The following is a 17,266-nucleotide window of genomic DNA, read 5'->3' as shown; positions in this document are numbered from 1 at the left end:
CATAATTGTGGTATTGATGCGATGTCGATTATCCATTACTTTTGTCAAAATTATTAATGAATTCAAATTAAAGATTGTTATACGATTTTTCTTTGTAAGTTTTTAATAGGTTATAGATTTATATAATAATGAATAAATATTTCTTCCCGATTGCCGGTACAAACAAAAATACAGTTTCGATGATGTGTTGCTGTATGTGTATGTCGATAAGACGAAGTCCTATCGGGTAGGGAAGAATTATATTTACATATAGAGAACTCCACCGATATAGCTTCGGTGGAGTTTTTTGTTTTATAGTGAAAATTTTGAGAGAACGGATCATTTTGATCTTGAAGAACAATGATAAAAAAAGATTTGAACAATATTATTCTAGCGGAAAGAGATTCTTTTGCGATCCTTTTGTTAATAAAGATTAACGGGGGGGGGGGGGGCAAGCCTTATCTTCTTCTCCTAAATTTCCTCTCGAAGGCTGGAGTTTCCATTTTTTCTATTATGAGTCCTCATGTCGGAGCAATGCTTCGGCATGGGGACTTTTTTGTTATGTATCATCGCCTGTTCCTATAGGTGCCAATATCTTTATTCCATTTTATATGATTTAATAAGTGTCGTTTAAATATAAAAAAGAAAAAAGTTTAATCAATTGAATTAATTAAAAAAAGTAGTTTATGAAAAGAAAGTTAGTATTGTTTTTAACGCTATTCCTTGTGGGGATAGGCGTGATAACTGCCCAGACACGCGTACGGGGTACGGTCGTCGATGAGGCGGGTGAGCCCATTATCGGGGCCTCTGTGTTGATTAAGGGTACATCAGGAGGTACAGCTACCAATGCGGATGGCAACTTTAGTTTGTCAGCTCCGGAAAACGGCATATTGATTATCTCTTATTTAGGTTATGAAACTCAAGAGGTATCTGTAAGCGCCAATGTAAGAGTAGTACTGATAGAAGGGTCAAAATCATTGGATGAGTTAGTAGTCGTTGGATATGGTTCCGGACAAAAGATCGGATCGATTACCGGCTCGATCGTTACTGTTAATTCGGAAAGTATTAGGAATAAGGCGTCGGCCAATGTTGTCGATGCTTTGCAGGGACGAGTACCGGGAGTGATGATTTACACTTCCAGCGGCGAACCTTCCGCCACATCCTCTATCGTTGTGCGGGGAGTGGGAACTCTTGAAGGAAGTAGTGCTCCTCTTTATATATTGGATGGAATTGCGGTAAACAGTACGACGGTTTTGGCTCTCAATCCCAATGATTTGGAAAGCGTGTCAGTTCTTAAAGATGCTTCTGCAACGTCTATCTAGGGTTCCCGGGCAGCTAATGGGGTAATCATTTATACGACTAAAAGAGGAAAAAGAGGACAAAAAGGAAGAATTAGCGTGGATGCCCAATATGGTATTTCCAATTTGGCTGAATCTAAGTTATGGGATAATTTATTTGATACCGAAGGATTGTTGAATTTCTGGCAAGAAGCAGGTTTTTATTCTGAAAAGGACATCAATTCCATTAGAGAAACTTATGGGGGTAATAATACGAATTGGAGAAATTATTATTATCAGGCTGACAGGAAATTGGCTGAAGCGAATTTATCTTATTCCGGAGGGAGTGAGAAATCCGATTACTTCGTATCGTTTGGTATACTCGACCAGGAAGGGTTGGCTTATCGTTCAAAATTTGATAGGTATTCCTCTAAATTCAATTTTAATACAGAAGTCAACCCCTGGTTTAAAGCAGGGCTAAATGTGAATATTGCTTATACCGAACAAGAGCAAAATCCGTATGGTTGGAATTATTTATCCGGAGGATTATCTTATCTTGCGCCACCGTTCTATACTCCTTATGATAAAGACGGGAAGGAATATTACGGAGAAAGAATTCCCGGATGGAACCAATATTCTTTGTCTTATTTGGCCGATATGTTTCCCTATTCGAATAATAAAATCCAAATAACCGGTAGCTCCTATATTGAGTTAACGCCTGTCGAAGGGCTTAAATTAAAAACGCTAAATTCCATTGATGCTTTCGATCATAATGTATCGAGTAAACGGTCAGCCGAACACGTGCAATATGCAGGAAACGGTACAACGAGTGAAAGCCGTTATAGAAAACATCAGCTACAGACGACAAATACCGCAGAATACTCGTGGAATATTGAGGATATTCACAATTTTAGTGTTTTGTTAGGACAAGAATGGACGAAATATACTTATGAATCCGTAGAGGCCTCGGTACAGGGAATTACGGATGACCGTTTGTCCGAACTGGATGCGGGGACAGGTGAAAAGACAGTGTCTTCCGGGAAAAACGAGTATGCTTATTTGTCCTATTTCGGACGTGTCAATTATTCCTATGATGATAAATATTACGGAGACATCACTGCGCGAAGGGACGAGAGTTCTTTATTGGCTGCTGATAACAGATCCGGGTGGTTCTTTTCTATCGGGGGCCGATGGAAGTTAAAATCCGAAAGTTTTCTGAAAGACGTCAATTGGTTGTCTAAATTGGATTTAAGGGCGAGTTATGGAACACAAGGACGGTCCGAAATCGATCCGTATGAGTTCTATTCATTAATCGGCTCGAATCAATATCAAGGGAATTTGGGCTGGGCTATATCTAAGTTCGGAAATCCGAATCTGGGCTGGGAAAAACAGAAGCATTTTTCCGTAGCCGTCGAAGCCTCTGCTTTTGATGACAAACTGAATGTGATTTTGGAAGCTTACGATAAAAGGAACGAGGATCTCCATGTGGGCGTTCCTTATCCTTACACATCCGGTGTTACTTCCGTAATGAAAAATACGGCATCTCTTAAAAATACCGGTGTGGAGCTCTCCCTTTCGTATAATATATTCAAAAACAAAGATTTTTTCCTCGAGCCGTATATAAATCTCTCGTATAACAAAGAAAAAATCACCAAACTTTTTTCCGAAGCAACCGGCGATGGCAAATACTGGCCGATGGATGGTTATAACCTGATATGGACTGTAGGGCAACCTCAAACTTTTTATAATGCTATTTGGGCCGGCGTTAACCCCGAAACCGGTGCGCCGCAATGGTACATTCCGGGAGACGATCCGTCTGTAACGGTAAAAGATCCAAACAACGTAACTTCCACCTACAGCTCGACGTTGTCGCAAAATATAGGGAAAAATCTGAATCCCGATATTATTGGAGGTTTTGGATTAAGAGGCGGTTACAAAGGCTTTAGTCTCGAAGCGGCTTTCTCTTTCCAACTGAATAAGTATCTGCTAAATAATGATAGTTATTTTGCTTTGAATCCTACGGTTTTTGATGCACAGAATCAAAATGTGGGAATTCTTGATTATTGGAAAAAGGAAGGGGATGTTACTCGTTTTCCGTCACTCGATTATACATTTACACAGTTTGACTCCCGATTAGTCGAAGATGCTTCATTTTTACGGCTTAAATCAATTACGTTGAATTATTCATTGCCGCAGAAGCTCCTTGAGAAATCTAATTTCTTCAGTTCGGCTCGTGTATTTGTAACAGGGCGAAATTTACTTACATGGACCAAGTATAGCGGGCAAGATCCGGAAGTTGATTCCAACTTAACATACGGTCAAAATCCGAATACTAAACAGATTTCGGCAGGTTTTAATTTAACTTTCTAAATAAATGAATTTATGAAAATAAAATATATTCTATTCGTATTAATTTTGTCGAGTTTTTTCACTCGTTGCGATTTGGACTATTATCCTTATGATAATATTGAACAATCGCAGTCTTTTCAATCGGTTGGAGATATTGGCACACTTGTCAATGGAAGTTATGCTTTATTAAGAGGCGTTTCTTATGGCCGGTATACAGTAGCTCCGGATCTTCAAACAGACTTATTTAATGCAACAAGTTCTTACGGGAATAATTACGGAATCGTTCATGCTTGGACTGAATTGCTCGCTACGACTTATGACATTGAATATCCTTGGAGCGGATACTATAATCTAATTGCAAATTTAAACAATGTTATACAGAATCATACTCTGGTAACTCCTTCCGAAGAAGAAGTTACCGCTTATAACACCTATGTAGGGGAGGCTTATTTCATAAGAGCTTATGCATATGCGCATCTTATAAATTTATATGCAAAAGCCTATAAATCCTCTACAGCTTCCACCGACTTAGGCGTTCCTTTGAATTTGAAATATGACATTGAAGAGAAGTTACCCCGATCGACTATTAAAGAAGTTTACGATCAGATTTTTGCAGATTTGGGAGAAGCAGAATCGAAATGGAAAGATATTGATTTTTCCAAAGTAGCCACTTATAAAGATAGTCCTTCTCGATTTACTAAAGATGCGATCACAGCTTTAAAAGCAAGATTATATCTGAATTTAGAAGAATGGAATAATGCTATTACGGAAGCTGAAAAAATTATTACATCCGGTTCTTATCCGTTAGTTACGACAAAAGAGGCCTTGAAAACCTTGTGGGGAAGTGACAAAGGAACGGAGATTATAACCCATTTAGTTATTGACGGAAGCAAGGAAGCGCCCAATACCAATGCTGTATATTTAAACGGTTACAGCTCAACCGACGCTACCTATATTCCCCTTTACATACCGGGAAAAAAGGTCTATGAGTTGTATCATAACGATGATTTCAGAAAAGAAGTTTATTTTGCAAACCACACGTTAAAACTGGCATCGGGGAATTTTAAAAATATATATTCATTAAATAAATATCCTTTGACAAAAGAATTCTCCTCAACCGGTAATCTTTTGCATTCTCCGATTCTTTTTAGAACGGCAGAACTGTATTTGATTGTCGCGGAAGCCGGTGCAAGAGGAACTCAGAGTGATTTAGCGCTTACTCGTTTGAATGATTTACGAAAAGCGAGAGGATTACCTGCTTTGACAGGTTTAAGTGGGGATGCTTTGTTTGAAGAGGTTAAAGATGAGCGAGTGAGGGAGCTGTTGGCGGAAGGTACGCGTCTGACAGACCTGAAGCGTTGGGGATTAGGTTTTACAAGATCCGAACCTCAAGATGAGTCCGCAGTTGTTAAGAGATATGTAGATTTGACCGTTGAGCCGGGCGATGATAAGTTTGTGTGGGGAATTCCGTCCTATGATCTTAATCTCAATCCAAACTTAGTTCAAAATCAGGGATGGTAAATTATTTTTCTAAGAAAATCATCTGGTTATAGTTATATCTAACAAAAAACCTTTCAGTGAATTTTTTTTACATAAAACTCTACTAAGATTAAACTCTATTGAAAGGATTCGGACAGAGCCAGGAGTGATTCCCCGCTCTGTCTTTTTAAAACTTATAATTGCCCGATTAAGGGTTCAAAATAAAGCATTTGGATTTTTTATTGTATATAAACTCTCTAATATGAAGACTCTATTTTTTATATTTTAATTTCTAAGCAAGCTCTATTTGTTTATTAATTTAAAAAGGGCGGTGGAAAGTGATTTTTCGCCGTTCCTTTTTTTGTCTTACCGAAGATACCGCTTGAATGGCTCTCTCGGTTGCTTATACATTATAAAGGGCTTTGCATTTGTACTGATTGACAAAAAACTCTATCTTTGCACCATAGATAAATAAACAGATATGTCCCAAAAAGTAAGATTGCGTTTTGCGCCAAGCCCCACAGGGCCACTGCATATAGGCGGCGTCCGTACGGCACTATATAATTACTTGTTCGCCCAAAAAAATAACGGCGATTTCATCCTCCGTATTGAGGATACCGATTCCCATCGTTTTGTAGAGGGTGCGGAAGATTATATACAGGAGTCCTTTGACTGGCTCGGGTTGGAATTTGATGAAAGTCCGCGTAAAGGAGGCCCTTATGGTCCGTATCGTCAATCGGAACGAAAAGATATTTACAAGAAGTATGTCGATCTGCTTCTGGAAAAAGAGAAGGCCTATATTGCATTTGACACCCCGGAGGAACTCGAAGCAAAACGCAATGAAATCCGTAATTTTCAATACGATGCTTCTACCCGCTTATCGATGCGGAATTCCCTCACGCTCTCTGGCGAAGAGACGCAACAGCTTATTGCCGACGGAGCTCAATATGTGGTACGTGCCGAAATAGAACCCGATATCGATATTACGGTTCAAGATCTTATCCGGGGGAACGTCACGATTAACTCTTCGATACTCGATGATAAAGTGTTGTTCAAATCTTCCGATCAGTTACCCACGTACCATTTGGCCAATATTGTGGATGATCATTTAATGGATATTACCCATGTAATTCGAGGCGAAGAATGGTTGCCTTCCGCTCCCTTGCACGTATGGCTCTATAAAAGCTTTGGCTGGGATATGCCGCAATTTGCCCACCTGCCGTTGTTGCTGAAGCCCGAAGGAAATGGAAAGCTCAGCAAGCGCGACGGAGACCGTTTGGGCTTCCCGGTTTTCCCTTTGGAATGGAAGGATCCGAAAACGCAAGAGATTTCTTCGGGATATCGCGAAAGCGGTTATCTTCCCGAAGCGGTGATCAATTTCCTTGCTTTTCTGGGTTGGAACCCGGGTACCGAACAAGAGATTTTTTCGCTCGAAGAACTAATCCGGGAATTTTCTTTTGAACGATGCAGCAAGAGCGGTGCGAAGTTCGATTATGAAAAGGCGAAGTGGTATAATCATAAATATATCCATGCTACTCCGGACGAAACGCTGGCCGCGATGTTTGAGCCGGTTTTAAAGCAACATGACGTTATTGCCCCACACGAAAAAGTGGTAAAAATCATCGGGTTGGTTAAAGACCGGGTGAGCTTTGTCGAGGAGCTGTGGGATCAGGCCGCTTATTTCTTCGTCGCCCCCGAAAGCTATGACGAGAAAACCGTACGGAAGCGTTGGAAGCCGGAATCTCCCGCCCAAATGGGCGAACTTGCCGACTTGATCGAAACGATCGATGATTTCTCCATCGCGAATCAGGAGAAAGTCGTTATGAAATGGATCGAAGAGAAAGGATATCATACCGGTAACATTATGAATGCTTTCCGCCTGGCCATTGTGGGAGAAGGCAAAGGGCCTCACATGTTCGACATCACGGAGATTATCGGCAAACAGGAAACGACTCTTCGTTTACGTCGTGCGATAGAAAACATATCGGCCCACTGAAGATGTATAATATAGCGATTGCCCTGTATGCTTTTTTTGTCCGGCTGGTATCGCCTTTTCACAAAAAAGCAAGGCGTATGGTTTCCGGACAAAGGGATACGTTTCGCATTCTGCGTGAAAAGATTATACCGGGCGAGAAATATGTATGGATACATGCCGCTTCTTTGGGCGAGTTTGAGCAGGCGAGACCTATTATCGAGACGGTTAAGGGTAAAATGCCCGAGTATAAAATTTTATTGACTTTCTTTTCCCCTTCGGGATACGAAGTCCGTAAGAATTATCCTCTGGCTGACATTGTCTGCTATTTGCCTTTCGATACGAAACGGAATGTGACGCGTTTTCTGGAATTAGCGAAGCCGTATGTGGCCGTTTTTGTGAAATATGAATTCTGGTATAACTTTATTCATGAAAGTTATTTGCAACGGATCCCGGTGTATCTTGTTTCGGCGGTTTTCCGGCCCGAGCAGCCGTTTTTTCATAAAGGACGCGGGAAATATGGGAAGATGCTGCGGTTTTATACGCACATTTTTGTCCAGGACGAGCATTCGAAAGAATTGCTGGAAGCGCATCAAATCCGTCAAGTCACCGTTACGGGCGATACCCGCATCGATCGGGTGATGGATGTTCGTAAAGAATCATTACCTTTGCCCTTGGTCGAAAGATTTATTCAGGCGGATAATCCCAAAACGATTTTTATAGCGGGTAGTTCATGGGAGCCGGATGAGGACATTTTTATCGACTATTTCAATTCCCATCCGGATATGAAAATGATCGTCGCGCCTCATGAAATAGATGAAGACCATCTGATCCGTATCGAAAAGAAGATCAAAAGACCGGTCATTCGATATTCCGGGGCAACGTTACAAAATATCCAGCGCCACGATTGTGTCATCATCGATTGCTTCGGGTTGCTTTCGTCGATGTATCGTTATGGAGATATTGCTTATGTGGGAGGCGGATTCGGCGTGGGTATTCACAATCTGTTGGAAGCTGCGGTGTGGGGTATTCCTGTCATTTTCGGGCCGAATTTTGTCAAGTTCCGGGAAGCGTATGATCTTATCTATCACGGGGGAGGTTTCTCCATTGATGATAAGGACAGTTTTAACGAAAGGATGGATGGCCTTCTCCGGTCTTCGGAGAGTATAAAAGCAGCCGGGAAAAAGGCGGAAGCCTATATTTTCAGTAACGGGGGGGCTACGCAAAAAATTATCGATATAATCGGGTTGGATTGATGAAAGATTGATGAAAGATTGGTGAGAGATTGAAGGAAGATTGATAAGAGATTGATGCAGATTGTAAAACAATAACGGATAACCAATTGTTTTATGGAAGCCTACTAACATAAGGAGATGGATATGAGCGAAAGACCAGTTAAAAAAATTAGAATGAAAACCCGTGTTTTCATTCCCATGATTTTTGTTATTGCCGTGCTTCTGATTACGTATATATTTCCGCGACAAGGCAAATTTAAATATTCTTTCAGTGAAGGAAAGCCCTGGCAATATGGGTTGTTAACGGCGCCTTTCGACTTTCCGATTTACAAGTCGGCCGAGCAGCTTAAAACCGAACAAGATAGCATCCTTCAGTACTATGAGTCCTATTTTATCATGGATACTGACGCTCAAAAAAACGCCATGGCTAAATTTGAAAATGATGTTAAGGCGAACCCTAAATTGAGGGAAATTCCTCCGGAATATATTCGCTACATTCGTAACAAAATCAATGAAATCTATGAAACGGGAATTATGCAGTCGCAAGATTATGACCGCATCTTCGCCAGCCAGACTCAATCGTTGAGGATTAAGCAAGGGAATGTCGCACAATCAAAGGATATCGGCTCTTTTTATACGATACGGACGGCGTATGAAAAGGTTTTGAATGATATCCCCCGGAGTTTGGACGTGAGTGTCTTGCGCTCGGCAGATATCAATGACTACATTCGCGAAAATATCGTTTACGATGCTTCTACTTCCGACAAGGCTCGTGAGGAGTTTATTCAACAGGTTTCCCCCAGTTCCGGAATGGTGCAGGCGGGGCAGCGTATTATCGATCAAGGGGAAATTGTGGATACCCGCACGTACACCATTTTGTCTTCATACAAGCGGGTGATGGAAGAGCGGAGCGGCGGATCCACCCGCAACAGTTCGGTGATTATCGGGCAACTGTTGCTGATCTCGCTCATGTTAGGCTCTTTTTATATGTATCTGTTGTTTTTCCGCCCACGCGAATATCGCAATCGCAAACATGTTTTGTTTATGTTGTTGCTGATCATCATTTTTGTGGTGTTGACGGCTTTAACCGTACGGTTGGATTTGTTTAATGTCTACATTATTCCGTATGCAATCGTTACGATCCTGATACGGACGTTTATCGATTCGAGAACGGCGCTGTTCGCCAGTTTAATAACGATTATGCTTAGCGCGTTGATGGTGCCTTTTCCGTTTGAGTTTATGCTCATTCAGTTGTCGGCAGCCATCGTTTCGATTTTTATGCTCAAGGAATTGTCGGAACGGTCGCAACTCATCCGGAGTTCGTTTTTTATCCTCCTCACTTACATCTTTGTTTATCTGGGAATGGTTATGTACCAGGAAGGAAGTTTAGATAAAGCGAATTGGGTGGTATTGGTTTATTTCCTTATCAATTTTATCTTTATTATGTTTTCGTATTCATTGGTATATATGGTCGAAAAATCATTCGGATTTATCTCCGGGGTGAGTTTAGTGGAATTATCCAATATCAATAAGCCTTTGCTTAAGGAGCTTTCTGAAAAGGCGCCCGGGACATTTCAACATTCCTTGCAAGTGTCGAATCTGGGCATGGCCGCGGCGGCAAAACTGGGCGCAAATGCTTCCCTCATTCGCACCGGCGCTCTCTATCATGATATCGGTAAAATGGTCAATCCGGCGTTCTTCACCGAAAATCAGACCCCCGGAATGAACCCTCATGAGGGGTTGCCTTTCGAAGAGAGCGCGCGCATCATTATTAATCATGTGAAAGACGGGGTGAAGATCGCTCAGAAGAATAACCTGCCTCAGCAAATAATCGATTTTATCGAAACGCACCATGGTACCAGCATGCCGAAATATTTTTATATTTCCTGGAAAAATGCCAATCCCGGTAAAGAAGCCGATGAGAGCATATTCCGTTATCCCGGGCCGAATCCCTTTTCGAAGGAGACGGCGATCATGATGATGGCCGATTCTGTAGAAGCTTCTTCCCGAAGTTTAAATGAATATACCGAAGAGTCGCTTCGGAATTTGGTGGATAAAATTATCGACAGTCAATTGGCGGAAGGTTATTTTAAACAATCTCCCATTACCTTCAAGGATATCCAGACGGTAAAAGACGTATTTGTAGATAAGTTGAAAACCGTTTATCATTCGCGTATCGTATATCCCGAATTAAAAAAGCGTGATACGCTTTAAAAAATAAGTTTCAGCCGTTTTGCGGACAGGCGCTTAATAATGAAAACCGGAATGAGTGATTTTGGAATTTATGACTATCAATATATTACACGTGTAGGACTTCATTTTATTATTCGACAACAATTTGAGAACCCGGATATTGTTGAAGTCGAAAATAAAAGAGATCTGAAGGCTTTTCTGCATGATCATTCGCAAGCGATCATCATTATCGATTTGTCTTTTGCTTCTTTGTCCATATCCGATGTCATCGCTCTCCATCGCGAGTTTCCATCTTCTCATTGGATCATTTTTATGAATGATGCCGTTGAAAAAGTGATTCGGGAAATTGACAAGTATCCTTTCATGAGCATTTTATTGAAAGATAGTCCTGAAAACGAAATTGTCCTTGCGTTGGAGTATGCGGTCAAAAATCGCCGGTTCATCTGTAAGCAGGTGAAAGACATTATTATGGATCACAAGTATGACGAGATACCGGCCCTTACTCATACGGAGATTGAAATACTCAAATTATTAGCTACCGGAAAGACGGCTAAAGAGATATCGGCCATCCGGTTTTCGAGCGTGCATACGATTATTACACACAAGAAAAATATCTTTCGCAAGCTGGGGGTCAAAAATATCTATGAAGCCACCAAATATGCGTATGGTATCGGCCTGATGGATTCCATCGAATATTACATCTAACCGTCTGCCCGTATCGAGTGACGCGCTGCCGGCATCCGGTGAACTCCTTCTTTGACCAAGTGTCATGCTGCCGGCGTCAAGTGAACCGCTGTCCCGACCGAGTGTCATGCTGATTGCGTCAAGCGTCCTGTTGTCCTGACCGAGTGTCGTGCTGATTGTGTCAAGCGAACCGCTGGGCGGACAAAGTGTCATGCCGGCAGCGTCAAGTGAACGGCTGTCCTGACCAAGTGTCATACTGGCGGCATCTTTTTCGGTCCTGTCCTGACCAAGTGTCATGCCGGTAGTCTCAATCGGAACACTGGCCGGGTCAAGTGTTCTGCCGGCGATGAAAAGGGCCGGCCTGCTGCCTTGCCATGCGGAACAAGGAGGAAGGTACCTCATTCTAGCGCCGGCCGGCATTGAATAAGTGAGCCCGGTAAAGCAATAGGCTGTCCTCTCGGCGACGAGGGCCGGGAAGAATGCCAGTCACCCTATGCTCTATATTGGGCTTGATATATCCCGCCTTTTCAAGGCGGAAACCTGCCCCGGTTATTCAAATGAGAGGATAGTATCCGATAACTCTCTTTTTTAATTTAAAGTGGGCTCATAAATAGAAGAATGAACGGAAAATATATTTTTTTACGGATTTGTTTGGAGATTACTATCATTGTTTTTATATTTGCCGGACGTAAAGGTTTCATCTAAAACAGAATTGATATGACAACAAAAGATGTCAATTTTAATCTGATGACCGACTCCGTGGGGACTACCCTCAACACATACAAAAGCGTATGGGCAGTGAATACACGTTTCACAGAGGCCACAGACCGATTTTGGGACATTAAAAACAAAATCAATGCATCGGCCGAACGCTCCGAAATCGAAACTTCGGGCGCAACTACCGAAAAAAAGAACGTCGCATTCGACGCTTTCGACATGGCTGCCGACCTTTCCAAGCGAGGCAGCATCTATGCTCTGGATAACAAAAATCTGGAACTTCACGACCAACTGCGGGTGAGTCGCAGTTCACTTTCGGGTATCGACGGTAAACAAGCCATTGCCAAGATGCGCGATATTCACACCCGTCTTTCGGCATTACCCCCGGAGGGACTCGCTCCTTACCAGATTACGGAGGTAGAACTGACTGAATTTAAAGGTTTAATCGATGCCTACGAGGCGCATATCTCTCGCCCACGTGATATCACGATAGACCGTGCCGTACAGAATCAGGATGTATTGCCCCAACTTTTTACCGATATGCGCGGCGTTTTGTATGTGATGGACAGCCTGATATCCATATTCAAGGGAACGGAATTCGCAATGGCTTACCGTCAGGCGCGTAAGATCATGGACAGAGGAAAGACGGCTGCTTCCAGGGCGAAACCCTCCAAGTGAGCATAACGGAACAAATGACGGGAGGCCGTTCAACCGGATGCTTGTTGAACGCCTCCTTTTTCTATTCTATTTAGCTAAACATTAAAACCAAATTCCAATGAAAAAAAATATTTTACTCGCGATGGTTGCTTTTGCATCGCTCATCCTCCATGCACAAAACCATCTTCCCGAATCGACCTCGATATGCGGCATCTGGAAAATGACCGGGATGGCCACTCCTGAAGGGACTCGCTGGATTAACGGAACCTATAAAATAATAAATCCTGACAGTACCTATTCAACTTTCGCCAGTAAGTTTTGTGGGCTATCAGTTGTCAGTTCCTATCGCGCAGCATTATCGACAAAGGCGCTTATCCGAACGGGAAAAGTTCTCGCGTTAAACCCTGTTGATGTTCGTTAATTACAGCTTATGGGTTCCTTCCTTGTTTATTAATCCGTAGATAAGTGTGTGAGATGTCAAAAAAAAACGTTTACTTTGTGATTTGGTTTTCAGAAAAAGAGTTTAATAGCATTACACGGACTAAAACGCGTAATGGAAAGTAAAATGTTTTTATGGCGCAAGAAGATGTTTTTAAGAAAATAGTATCGCATTGTAAGGAATACGGATTCGTATTTCCATCGAGTGAAATATATGATGGCTTGGCGGCTGTTTACGATTACGGCTCGATGGGGGTGGAGCTCAAGAACAATATCAAACAATATTGGTGGAACGCGATGGTTCGCCTCCATGATAATGTGGTTGGGCTGGATTCCGCGATCTTTATGCACCCCACTATTTGGAAAGCGTCGGGGCATGTCGATGCTTTTAATGATCCGTTGATTGATAACAAGGATAGTAAAAAACGTTATCGCGCCGACGTGCTTATCGAAGAGTATTTGGCTAAACTGGATGAGAAGATTGAAAAGGAGGTCGGTAAAGCGGCCAAACGGTTTGGCGATTCTTTTGATGAAAAGAAGTTCCGCGAAACCAATCCTCGGGTACTGGAAACCCTGTCGAAACGGAACGACGTGCATACTCGTTATGCCAAAGCTCTTAATGCAAATGATTTAAACGATCTCCGGCAGATCATTATTGATTGTGAGATTGTGTGTCCCATAAGTGGAACGAGAAACTGGACGGAGGTCCGCCAGTTTAACTTGATGTTCAAAACGGAAATGGGTTCCACCTCTGATGGCGCCATGCAGGTTTATCTCCGTCCGGAAACCGCGCAGGGGATTTTTGTGAATTTCCTGAACGTCCAAAAGACGACTCGGATGAAGGTTCCGTTCGGCATTGCGCAAATAGGAAAAACTTTTCGTAATGAAATTGTCGCCCGTCAGTTTATCTTTCGCATGCGGGAGTTCGAGCAAATGGAAATGCAGTTTTTCGTGCGTCCCGGCGAAGAAATGAAGTGGTTTGAGCAGTGGAAAAGTTTTCGTTTGAGATGGCATCAGTTGTTGGGATTTGGCAACGAGAATTATCAGTTTCACGATCATGACAAGCTCGCTCATTATGCCAATGCGGCGACGGATATCGAATTTTTAATGCCTTTCGGCTTCAAGGAAGTGGAAGGGATTCACTCCCGTACCGATTTCGACCTTAGCCAGCACGAAAAATTCTCCGGCAAAAAAATGCAGTACTTCGATCCCGATCTCGGAAAATCGTATACTCCTTATGTGATAGAAACCTCGGCCGGAGTCGATCGGATCTTCTTGTCGATCATCGCCGGAGCGTATACCGAAGAAACATTGGAAGATGGTGAAACGAGAGTCGTGTTGAAACTCCCGGCAATGCTGGCGCCCATTAAACTGGCCGTGCTTCCGTTGGTGAAGAAAGACGGACTTGCCGAAAAGGCCCGTGAAATTGTCGCTGACTTGAAATTCAGTTTCTCGTGCCAATATGACGAGAAAGATAGTATCGGAAAACGTTATCGCCGTCAGGATGCCATCGGAACGCCTTTTTGTGTGACGATCGATCATCAGACGCTCCAAGACAATACGGTGACTATCCGCTACCGCGATACGATGGAGCAGGAACGGGTGACAGTCGATTCGTTGAACGATTTTATCTCAAGCAAAACGGATATGAAATATTTATTGAAACAATTGGTTGATTAATATGAAATTACTATTAAATATACTATTAAGTCTTTGTTTTCTTGCCTCATTTACGGCTTGTGGCGATCAAACGGTTACGTTCGACGATCAATGGAAATTGGACAACGAGAAACAATTTGAAAAAATAGCTTCGGACCCCGCTTATAAAGACAATAAAATCACGGCCTTATCCGGTAAAGATGCCTATATTGTGTATAAATCAATCGAAAAAGCAGATGACGACTCACCAAGGCCGGCCTTTACCGATTATGTAAAGGTGTATTACACCGGATGGTATAAATTTGATTGGTCGCAAGGCGATACCTATCCGGGAGATGATGGCGATACATTTACGAATAAACGGGAATTCGTTTATTCGCGCGATAATATTCCTTCCACTTTAGCCGTCTCTTCGGGCATTGTAGAGGGGCTAAGCCTGGCTTTGCAACATATGAAGGTGGGAGATAAGTGGGAGATATGGGTTCCCTGGTCGTTAGGATACGGCTCGAACGGATATACCAGTCTCAATATTAGAGGATATACTACATTGGTGTATGTGGTGGAACTCGTTAAGATTGTCGAGTAGCGTTTCTAAATGATGAGAAGAAAAATATCCCGTCCGACGGCTTTGCTCCGTTTGACGGGATATTTAGGATCGTATTTTATCCGTTAACCGTATGGGCGGATAAACGGAGTTGTCAGAGTGTTGACAAAAAACGTTCTATGGCGCTCTTTACCTGAGAGCGTGTTCCATTGAACGTGTTCACCATAATCGTGAAGGCATATTTTTTATTCTTGTCGATTAAGTAACCTGAATAGCATTGCACGCCACCGATGCTTCCACTCTTGGCGTGGATAGAATTCCCGTTTTTCGTTCCTTGCATGAAATTCGTTAACGTCCCGTCTTTTCCGGCCTGGGGGAGCGATTGATAAAATGCATCGGCATAACGGCTCTGGGTGTACATATAGTAGAGCATCTGGTTGAGAAATGCCGGACTTACGGCATTCTGCGGCGCGAGACCACAGCCGTCGTACATCGTGAGGGAGGATGTGGAAATTCCCTTTTGTCTCCAATAGTCATTCACAAAATCAATCCCTTGTTGGAGGGCATCCGCGTATATGTCCGGGGCTTGATTTCTCCCCAACGTCCGAATCAGATGTTCGGTATAATGATTGTTGCTCGTCACGTTTATCTCCCGGATAATTTCTTTCAAAGGACGCGATGTCTGCGTGCAAAGGACGTTGCCGACAGAATAGGCCAGCGGTTTGTTTCGATTTGAGAAGCGTAACAAGTAATCTTGCCGTGCTGTTTCGACTTTCTCGATCCGGTAACCCGCACGGGTCATGTATTCAGCCAGCGTTTGGCCGAGTAAAAGTCCCGGGTCGGGGATATCCCCTTTAATAGAAAAGCGGCTTTTCCCGGCAGGAATATCTCCTTTGAGGGTCTTTTCGTACGAGAAAGGCGTGCCGTAAATATATCCGTTGTCACGCCCGCTATTGTTGAGCGATAAATGATTGACGAACGTCAAACCCTTTATTTCGGGTTCGGTGCGGAGAATGCGCGGAGGAATATTCCGGTCGGATGTATCGAAAACAATTTTGTACGAGTTATCGAAAATGCTGATGCCGTAAGCGCCCGAAGCGTAGTAGTTGCCTATATCGATCCACGTCCATTCGGGCGAGATGCCATCGTACCCGAAAAGATTGTCCACCACATAGATTGAATAGGCGTTATCGCCGGGAAGCACGTTTTTCAATGCCTCTGTTATATAAGTGAAAAACGCATTCGGATTATTTCCGAAAGCCTCGCTTCCCAAGGTGGGGTCGCCGCTTCCCAACACCAAAATCCGTGAAGGATCGGCCGTATCCAACGCAATATCGGTTTTATAGCGATAGTTCTCTCCGAATAATTCGAGTGCGGTAGCGGTCGTGATCAACTTTAACGTCGAAGCCGGAGTGAGGGACTTTTCGGCATCGTGCCGGAGAACCTCCTTCCCGGTGTTGAGATCGGTGACACATACACCCACCGATGCATGCTTGAGGGCAGGATCGTTCAGTAAGTGCTGCAAAACGGGCTGTGAATATCCCGCATAAACGAAGGCGCAAAAAAAGAGGAGAAAAGTTATTGGTTTCATAGAAATAAAAAAAAATGATTTTCACAAAGATAACATCAACCAACCGATTCTGCCAAAAAAAATATTTTGTATATGTATATGATGAAACTTTCTGTACTTTTGATCATGCAAATTTGGATATATCGTCAAGGAATAATGGCAAATGACAAAAAAGAATAGGATGTACACGACTTATCATTTAACGTCGGCACAAGAAGTGAGTGTCGACATACTCGATGCTATTAAAGCAACGTATAAATCAAAACCGATCAGAATCATTGTAGAAGAGGCTGATGGTGATGTGGATCTTTCAACCGATATGAAAGCTGTTTTGGATGAACGCTTGCAGGAAGATGAAAGTGCTTATATGACTGCTGAGGAGTCTATCAGCCGGCTTAGCAAGAAATATGGCATATAGGATTATCATTTCGCCCCGCGCTCAAAAGGAAATCGAAAATGCCATCGATTATTATGCTTTCCTGTTTCCATAACAAACGGCCCCCCCCCCATAAA

At 42.8% G+C, this 17,266-nt stretch carries 12 protein-coding genes and 1 pseudogene; 12 read left to right on the top strand and 1 reads right to left on the bottom strand.

The annotated features are described in order from the left end of the window. Positions 1 to 665: 665 nt before the first annotated feature. From ABNK31_RS15225 to ABNK31_RS15175, 11 genes and pseudogenes are all read left to right on the top strand, one after another. Positions 666 to 1,301, top strand: a complete 636-nt coding sequence (locus ABNK31_RS15225; RefSeq protein ID WP_418893306.1) for a carboxypeptidase-like regulatory domain-containing protein — start codon at positions 666 to 668, stop codon at positions 1,299 to 1,301. A gap of 12 nt (positions 1,302 to 1,313) precedes the next feature. After that, positions 1,314 to 3,626, top strand: a pseudogene (locus ABNK31_RS15220) (SusC/RagA family TonB-linked outer membrane protein); the annotation flags it as partial. 12 nt (positions 3,627 to 3,638) lie between these two features. Continuing rightward, a complete protein-coding gene (locus ABNK31_RS15215) occupies positions 3,639 to 5,126 on the top strand; it encodes a RagB/SusD family nutrient uptake outer membrane protein (protein ID WP_418893305.1) in 1,488 nt (495 codons plus the stop codon). 439 nt (positions 5,127 to 5,565) lie between these two features. Next, positions 5,566 to 7,080, top strand: coding sequence for a glutamate--tRNA ligase (gene gltX / locus ABNK31_RS15210; protein ID WP_418893304.1), 1,515 nt, complete (start codon positions 5,566 to 5,568; stop codon positions 7,078 to 7,080). A gap of 2 nt (positions 7,081 to 7,082) precedes the next feature. Further along, complete coding sequence (locus tag ABNK31_RS15205) at positions 7,083 to 8,312, top strand: 3-deoxy-D-manno-octulosonic acid transferase (protein ID WP_418893303.1); 1,230 nt, start codon at positions 7,083 to 7,085, stop codon at positions 8,310 to 8,312. Positions 8,313 to 8,465: 153 nt separating this feature from the next. Further along, positions 8,466 to 10,505 (top strand): HD family phosphohydrolase, encoded by a 2,040-nt coding sequence (locus ABNK31_RS15200; RefSeq protein WP_418893302.1) that lies wholly within the window; start codon positions 8,466 to 8,468, stop codon positions 10,503 to 10,505. Between the two features lie 51 nt (positions 10,506 to 10,556). Next, entirely contained in the window at positions 10,557 to 11,189 is a 633-nt protein-coding gene (locus ABNK31_RS15195; protein ID WP_418893301.1) for a helix-turn-helix transcriptional regulator, read from the top strand. 696 nt (positions 11,190 to 11,885) lie between these two features. Next, complete coding sequence (locus ABNK31_RS15190) at positions 11,886 to 12,563, top strand: hypothetical protein (protein ID WP_418893300.1); 678 nt, start codon at positions 11,886 to 11,888, stop codon at positions 12,561 to 12,563. A gap of 97 nt (positions 12,564 to 12,660) precedes the next feature. Then, positions 12,661 to 12,963 carry a hypothetical protein gene (locus ABNK31_RS15185; protein ID WP_418893299.1) on the top strand — a complete coding sequence of 101 codons (303 nt, stop codon included), beginning with the start codon at positions 12,661 to 12,663 and terminating at the stop codon, positions 12,961 to 12,963. A 152-nt stretch (positions 12,964 to 13,115) separates the two neighbouring features. Then, entirely contained in the window at positions 13,116 to 14,660 is a 1,545-nt protein-coding gene (locus ABNK31_RS15180) for a glycine--tRNA ligase (RefSeq protein WP_418893298.1), read from the top strand. Between the two features lies 1 nt (position 14,661). Next, positions 14,662 to 15,225 carry an FKBP-type peptidyl-prolyl cis-trans isomerase gene (locus ABNK31_RS15175; protein WP_418893297.1) on the top strand — a complete coding sequence of 188 codons (564 nt, stop codon included), beginning with the start codon at positions 14,662 to 14,664 and terminating at the stop codon, positions 15,223 to 15,225. Between the two features lie 112 nt (positions 15,226 to 15,337). Here ABNK31_RS15175 and dacB read toward each other — a convergent pair whose 3' ends face one another. Beyond that, on the bottom strand, positions 15,338 to 16,774 hold the full coding sequence (gene dacB / locus ABNK31_RS15170) for a D-alanyl-D-alanine carboxypeptidase/D-alanyl-D-alanine-endopeptidase (protein ID WP_418893296.1): 1,437 nt from the start codon (positions 16,772 to 16,774) through the stop codon (positions 15,338 to 15,340). 142 nt (positions 16,775 to 16,916) lie between these two features. On the opposite strand from dacB, the gene ABNK31_RS15165 reads away from it, so the two are divergent. Beyond that, positions 16,917 to 17,171, top strand: a complete 255-nt coding sequence (locus ABNK31_RS15165; RefSeq protein ID WP_418893295.1) for a hypothetical protein — start codon at positions 16,917 to 16,919, stop codon at positions 17,169 to 17,171. Positions 17,172 to 17,266 lie beyond the last annotated feature (95 nt).

Origin of the sequence: Limibacterium fermenti, assembly GCF_041902845.1 — a bacterium.
Lineage (GTDB): Bacteria > Bacteroidota > Bacteroidia > Bacteroidales > Dysgonomonadaceae > Limibacterium > Limibacterium fermenti.
Note: the sequence above shows the minus strand (reverse complement) of the source record. Positions and strands in the feature narration are given on the sequence as shown.